Below are 6,000 nucleotides of genomic sequence, written 5' to 3'. Positions count from 1 at the left end.
GGACCGTTCCACATCCTGCCGACCGCCCTGGACCGGCCGCTGCGGTTCGTCGCGGGCGGGCTGCCGGTACGACGGGGCGGCCGTCTGACCGACGCCATCGGTGTGGGCGGAGGCGGCCCGAGAAGGACCACGTCTTTGCCGAGGCCCTGGTCACCGGCGCTCGCCGGGCCGCCGAGGCCGTCATGCCGCACTCGGCTGAGCCGTACGACGCGCACGACGAACGCGACGAGCACGACGCGCACAGGGCACGTCACCCGCCTTGGGCACGTCCGCCGCTCCGACGACGCCGGTCCCAGACATCCGGGGCCGGCGCCCGTGCGTCGGCAGGCGTCCCGGAGGACGTCAGCCCGCCGCGACCGTCACGGGCGCGAAACGGCGGCTCCAGTCACCCGGCAGCTCCGTGATCCCGTACGTCATGACTGCGTTGAAGGCCACGGACTCCAGCCCGTGCTCCTTGGCCCACCGCAGGAGCTCCTCGTGGCGGACGTCGATGTCGGTGCGCAGCGGCCGGTCGGTGCCGGCGGCGATGGAGCGGACGAGGGCCTTGGCCGTCGCCGTGTCACGGGCGATCAGCGGGCCCACGACATGCGTCTCCATGTTGGGCCAGGCGGCCGCGTACCCGATGAGGCGGCCGTCCTCCTCGGCGACGCGCAGCTGGTCGGCGAAGGCCGGCAGCCGGGTGAGGACGTGCGTGCGGTCCGCCCCGAACACCTCACGGTCGAGCCGCAGGATCGCGGGCAGATCCTCGGCGGTGGCGGCCCGGGTGGTGACCTCGTCGTCCTCTCCGTCGGGCGTGAGATGCCCCCGCACCATCTCCGCCCGTCCGGTGACCTTGAAGCCGAGCTGCTCGTAGAGGGGACGGCCGCTCGGCGTGGCATGCAGGGTGAGCGGCGTGGGGCCCGCCTCCTCGATGACGTGGCGCATCAGCCGGCGGCCGACACCCCGGCGGGCGTGCCGTTCCGCGACCAGCACCATGCCGATGGCGCCGAGGGCGGGACGCGTTTCGGCCCCGTACTCGGTGACCGCACAGGCGGCGACCAGTCCGCCACCGGGGTCGTCGATGCCGTAGCCCTTGCCGGCCGAGAGAAGAAGCCCCCACTTGTGCTCCTCCCGTGGCCAGCCGCGGTCCTCGGAGAGGTCGGCGCAGGCGGTGAGATCCCGAAGCGTCAGGCGGCGAATGGGCAGCGAGGCGAGAGAAGGCGTCGGCACGCAGGTCAGGCTGTCCGACGCAGGCCGCCGCCGTCCACCTGTTTCTTCCGATGGACAGACGCTTTTGGCCATGCCGTCACCTGCGGAGCGCCGGCGGGGTCAGCCCAGATCGGGTGCGTGCATCGCGCGGACTCCCTCGATATTGCCGTCCAGATAGTGCCGCAGGGACAGCGGGACGAGATGGACGGAGGCGATGCCGACGCGGGTGAACGGGACGCGGACGATCTCGTACTCGCCGGCCGGCTCGTCGACCTCCGGGCCGTGCCGCAAGGAGGGGTCCATGGACTCCAGGCGGCACACGAAGAAGTGCTGCACCTTCACACCGGTGGCGCCGCCGTCCTCGCCGATGTGCTCCACCGTGTCGACGAAGCAGGGCACCACGTCGGTGATCTTGGCGCCGAGCTCCTCGTACACCTCGCGGTGCAGGGCATGGACGACGGTCGGGTCCGATGGCTCGACCCCGCCGCCGGGGGTGACCCAGTAGGGATCGACGCCGGGTTTGGTGCGCTTGATCAGGATGAGGTCGTCACCGTCCAGCAGAACGGCACGGGCGGTGCGCTTGACCACGGGTCGGACGGTCATGGGAGAAATGTGGCCCCGCATGTTCCACGTGAAACATCGCGGGACGTGACCGGGGGCGTGGTCCGGCCGGGCACCGATGGCCGGCGCCCCGAGCGATCAGCACCACTCCTTCGCCGCCCGCTGCAGCCACTCGTGAGCGCGTGCGACATGCGGCATCGCCAGCGTCCCCGTCCGCACCACCAGGAAGTACGTACGCAGCGGGGGCACCGCCGGCTCGTGCAGCGCGACCACCTCGCCCCGCTCGAGCGCCGCCGCGCACAGATAGCGGGGCAGCACCGCCAGGCCCGCCCCCGCGGCGGTGCACGCCAGCACCGCGCGTAGATCGGGGACGATCACGGTGCCGGTGGCGACGGGGCGGGAGTCGAAGACGGAGGCCCAGTAGCGGGAGACGAGCGGCAGCGACTCATGCACCTCGACGACCGGTACCTCCTCCAGGACGGATCCGCCGGTGCGGGGCAGCTTCTCGATGTCGATCCGCTCGGCCCAGCGCGGAGCGGCGACCAGCACATGCTCCTCGTCGCAGAGCGCGGTCGCCGACAGCAGCGCGCCGCGCGGCAGGATCGTGCTGATCGCCAGATCGTGGTGACCGGCGGCCAGCCCCTCCAGTACCTCCTCGGCCGTGCCGAAGGAGGCCCTCAGGCCGAGGCCCTGGCCGTCCTCGCCGGTCAGCTCGGTGAGGGCGGGCAGGGCCCGTTCCGCCGTGAACTCGGGAGGCCCTGCAAGATGCAGCGTCCGCAGTGGGGAGTCCTCCTCGAGCCCGGTCTCGGCGATCTCCACGAGGGCGTCGAGATGCGGCGCGGCCCGGTGCGCGAGTTCGTCGCCGATGGACGTCGGCGTCACGCCGCGCGCCTGCCGTAAGAAGAGGGGGCGTCCGAGCTGCCGCTCCAGCGTCCGTATCTGGGAGGTCACGGCGGGCTGGGAGAGGCCGAGCAGAGCGGCGGCGCGGGTGAAGGAACCGGCCCTGTGCACGGTCACGAAGGTCCGCAGCAAGGCCAGATCCACGGTGTGCCCTCCCCTTGTCCCGGCTACTGCTCCGGCCCCCCGAAGAAAGCTCAACTATAAATAAGTCGATAGGTCGCTGTCGCTACTGTGATTGGACACTGACAGCGAGTCAACTAGCCTTGTTCGCGCGGTTCTTCGCGCGCAGAACCGAGGACGGTCCGAGCCATGAGGGGGGAGGCTCGGACCGTCCGTCGTGTGCCCGCGGGCCCTGCGGCCGGCAGGTCGCGGTTGTCCGCCGGTGAGTCTCAGGCGGCCGAGGCGTCCAGGGCCCGCAGCACGTCGGCCACCAGGTCCTCGGGGTCCTCGCACCCCACGGAGAAGCGGACGAAGCCCTCCGGCACAGCGTCACCGCCCCAGCGTCCGCGCCGCTCCGCGGTGGACCGCACGCCCCCGAAGCTGGTCGCGTCGTCCACCAGCCGCAGCGCCGCCAGGAAGCGGTCGGCCGCCTCGCGCGAGGCCAGCGTGAAGGACACCACGCACCCGAAGCGCCGCATCTGCTGGGCGGCCACCTTGTGCGCAGGATCCTCCGGCAGCCCCGGATAGCGCAGCCCCGTCACCTCCGGCCGCTCCCTCAGCGCCCGCGCGAGCGCCAGCGCGGTGGCGTTCTGCCGCTCGACCCGCAGCTGCAGCGTGGCGATCGAGCGGTGCGCCAGCCAGGCCTCCATGGGCCCCGGGACGGCACCGGCGATCTTGCGCCAGCGGCGCACGGCCGCCATCGCCTGTGCGTCGCGGCCCGCGACGTACCCGAGGAGGATGTCGCCGTGCCCGGTGAGCTGCTTGGTGCCGCTCGCCACCGCGAAGTCCGCGCCGAGCTCCAGCGGGCGCTGGCCGAGCGGCGTCGCCAGGGTGTTGTCCACGGCCACCAGCGCCCCGCGGGCGTGCGCGGCCTCGGCCAGGCGGCGCACATCGCAGACGTCGAGCCCCGGATTCGACGGCGTCTCGATCCACAGCAGCCGCGCGCCGTCGAGGACGTCCAGCTGGGCGTCGCCGCCGGTCGGCGCGGTGCGCACCTCGATGCCGTACTCCTCCAGCTGGGTGCGCAGCAGGGGCAGCGCCTGGTAGCCGTCGTCCGGCAGCACCACGGCGTCGCCGCTGCCCAGCTGGGAGAAGAGCACCGCGGAGATCGCGGCCATGCCGGAGGCGAACACCAGGGTCTCGGTGCCCTCCCGGCCGGGCACCTCCAGTTCGCCGATGGCCTTCTCCAGCAGCGTCCAGGTGGGGTTCTCGTCCCGGCCGTAGGTGTACGGGCCCGTGGGGTCGCCGGGCAGGTGGTAGTGGGCGGCGAACACCGGCCCGGGCAGGGCGGGTTCGTGCTTGACCGGGTCGGGGAGCCCGGCGCGCACCGCGCGGGTGCCGTCGCCGTCGCCGGGCAGCGCCCCGGTCATGCCGCACGTCCTTCCACCTGCTCGCGCACCGCGGCGAGCAGGTGGCCGGCGGCGGCCTCCACCATCTCCAGGCAGGCCTCGAAGCCGTCGGTGTCGCCGTAGTACGGGTCGGGCACGTCGAGGTCGTCGCCCGCAGCGGTGTCGTAGGAACGCAGCAGCCGGACCTTGTCCGCGTCCCGTTCCGTGGGGGCCAGGCGGCGCAGCGCCTTGAGGTGGCTCGAGTCGAGGGCGATGACGAGGTCGAGGCGGGAGAACCAGGCCGGGTCGAACTGACGCGCCGTGTGGACGCTGTCGTACCCGTTCTCCTCGAGGACGGCGACCGTGCGGGGGTCGGCGCCGTCGCCCTCGTGCCAGCCGCCCGTACCGGCGCTGTCGACCTCGATCAGCCCGTCGAGGCCGGCCTCAGCCACGCGGGCGCGGAAGACGGACTCGGCCATCGGCGAGCGGCAGATGTTGCCGGTACAGACGAAACAGACGCGGTAGGTCATGGGAGTCAGTCCCCGTCGGGCAGGATCACGTTCAGGGCCCAGGAGACCACGGACACGATCAGGCCGCCCAGCACGGCGGTCCAGAAGCCCTCGACATGGAAGCTGAGGCTCAGCTGGTCGGCCAGCCAGGAGGTGAGCAGCAGCATCAGCGCGTTCACCACCAGGGTGAACAGGCCGAGCGTCAGGATGAGCAGTGGCAGGCTCAGCAGCTTCACGACCGGCTTGACCAGGAAGTTCACCAGGCCGAAGAGCAGCGCCACCACTATGAGGGTGCCGATCTGCTTGCCGGTGCTGTCGCCGGTCAGGGTGATCTTGTCCAGGAGCCATACGGCGACCGCCAGGGCGCCCGCGTTGGCGATCGTCTTGACTAGGAAATTCTTCATGTGTCTGATCGTGGCAGACACCGTCGGAGATCAGCAGTGAGGCAGGGGCGGAGAACGTGAAGGCATTCCGGCTGGACGAACTGGAGGCGGAGCGCGCCGCCAACGACGGTGCGTACCTGCAGTTCCTGCGGGAGCGGAACATGTCGGTCGGTCTCTACGCCCTGAATGCGGGCGAACAGGACCCGCAGAAGCCTCACAACCAGGACGAGGTGTACTTCGTCGTCAGCGGCCGGGCCTCGATCACCGTGGGGATGGAGACCACGCAGGTGGCGCGCGGAAGCGTGGTCTACGTACCGGCTGGGGTCCCGCACAAGTTCCACCACATCAGCGAGGACCTGCGGGTCCTGGTGGTGTTCTCCCCGCCCGAGGGCTAAGGCCGGTACCCGCTGCCAGGCCCGATGCCGGACGTGCCAGGGCCGGTACGCCGGATTCCCTAGGGGATCAGTCAGGGGAGGACAAGGGATGCGGGGTGCCCGTCCGGGCCCCTCGTCGCCCTAGCATCGGTAGCGGAACATCGAGACACGACCCGGAACACGACGGGCGGAGAGGTAAGGACGAGGGCGATGCGAGAGATCTTCGCGGGAATGCCGTGGTGGGTGAAGTGGGTCGCGGTGCCGGTCATCGCCCTGGTCGTGTTCGGCGGCCTGATAGCGAGTGTGGTCGGCTTCGTGATCGGTCTGCTGTTCAAGCTGCTGGTCTTCGTCGCCCTGGTCGGCGGACTGATCTACGTGGTGCGGAAGTTCATGTCCAGCTCCTCCTCGCGCGGCGACTGGTGACCCCGGAGAGGGACCGGTGAACGGTGCCGTACATCACCGGTTCCCTCGGGCGGGGGAAGTTTCCCGGACAGGCGGTCCCGCGGCGCTGACCCGCGGTTAGAGTCCGGATCTCGACGCGGGGCGATCCCCGCGAGCGGCGTCCGTCCCACCCGTGTCTCCCCCGCACGGGCTGCCC

General features: G+C 71.4%; 8 protein-coding genes and 1 pseudogene. 3 read left to right on the top strand and 6 right to left on the bottom strand.

Annotated elements, in window-relative coordinates; genetic code table 11:
* A pseudogene (locus HCJ93_RS30255) lies at positions 1-152 on the top strand (heme-binding protein); the annotation flags it as partial.
* A gap of 190 nt (positions 153-342) precedes the next feature.
* On the opposite strand, the gene HCJ93_RS24550 reads toward HCJ93_RS30255, so the two are convergent.
* The 6 genes from HCJ93_RS24550 to HCJ93_RS24525 all read right to left on the bottom strand — a co-directional run bounded on the left by HCJ93_RS24550 (position 343) and on the right by HCJ93_RS24525 (position 5,049).
* A complete protein-coding gene (locus HCJ93_RS24550) occupies positions 343-1,209 on the bottom strand; it encodes a GNAT family N-acetyltransferase (protein WP_167997979.1) in 867 nt (288 codons plus the stop codon).
* A 99-nt stretch (positions 1,210-1,308) separates the two neighbouring features.
* Positions 1,309-1,791, bottom strand: a complete 483-nt coding sequence (locus tag HCJ93_RS24545) for an NUDIX domain-containing protein (protein ID WP_167997978.1) — start codon at positions 1,789-1,791, stop codon at positions 1,309-1,311.
* A 96-nt stretch (positions 1,792-1,887) separates the two neighbouring features.
* On the bottom strand, positions 1,888-2,793 hold the full coding sequence (locus HCJ93_RS24540; RefSeq protein ID WP_167997977.1) for a LysR family transcriptional regulator: 906 nt from the start codon (positions 2,791-2,793) through the stop codon (positions 1,888-1,890).
* A 245-nt stretch (positions 2,794-3,038) separates the two neighbouring features.
* Positions 3,039-4,178 (bottom strand): cystathionine gamma-lyase, encoded by a 1,140-nt coding sequence (locus HCJ93_RS24535; protein WP_167997976.1) that lies wholly within the window; start codon positions 4,176-4,178, stop codon positions 3,039-3,041.
* Complete coding sequence (locus HCJ93_RS24530; RefSeq protein WP_167997975.1) at positions 4,175-4,666, bottom strand: low molecular weight protein-tyrosine-phosphatase; 492 nt, start codon at positions 4,664-4,666, stop codon at positions 4,175-4,177. Before HCJ93_RS24530 ends, HCJ93_RS24535 begins: the two co-directional genes overlap by 4 nt.
* Positions 4,667-4,671: 5 nt before the next feature.
* Positions 4,672-5,049 carry a phage holin family protein gene (locus tag HCJ93_RS24525; protein ID WP_167997974.1) on the bottom strand — a complete coding sequence of 126 codons (378 nt, stop codon included), beginning with the start codon at positions 5,047-5,049 and terminating at the stop codon, positions 4,672-4,674.
* 56 nt (positions 5,050-5,105) lie between these two features.
* On the opposite strand from HCJ93_RS24525, the gene HCJ93_RS24520 reads away from it, so the two are divergent.
* Both HCJ93_RS24520 and HCJ93_RS24515 read left to right on the top strand, forming a co-directional pair.
* Positions 5,106-5,423, top strand: coding sequence for a cupin domain-containing protein (locus HCJ93_RS24520; RefSeq protein WP_167997973.1), 318 nt, complete (start codon positions 5,106-5,108; stop codon positions 5,421-5,423).
* A 189-nt stretch (positions 5,424-5,612) separates the two neighbouring features.
* Complete coding sequence (locus tag HCJ93_RS24515; RefSeq protein WP_167997972.1) at positions 5,613-5,825, top strand: DUF5326 family protein; 213 nt, start codon at positions 5,613-5,615, stop codon at positions 5,823-5,825.
* Positions 5,826-6,000: the final 175 nt, after the last annotated feature.

Source organism: Streptomyces composti (genome assembly GCF_012034205.1).
GTDB lineage: Bacteria > Actinomycetota > Actinomycetes > Streptomycetales > Streptomycetaceae > Streptomyces > Streptomyces composti.
The sequence above is the reverse complement of the archived record's forward strand: the minus strand, read 5'-3'. Positions and strand labels throughout refer to the sequence as shown.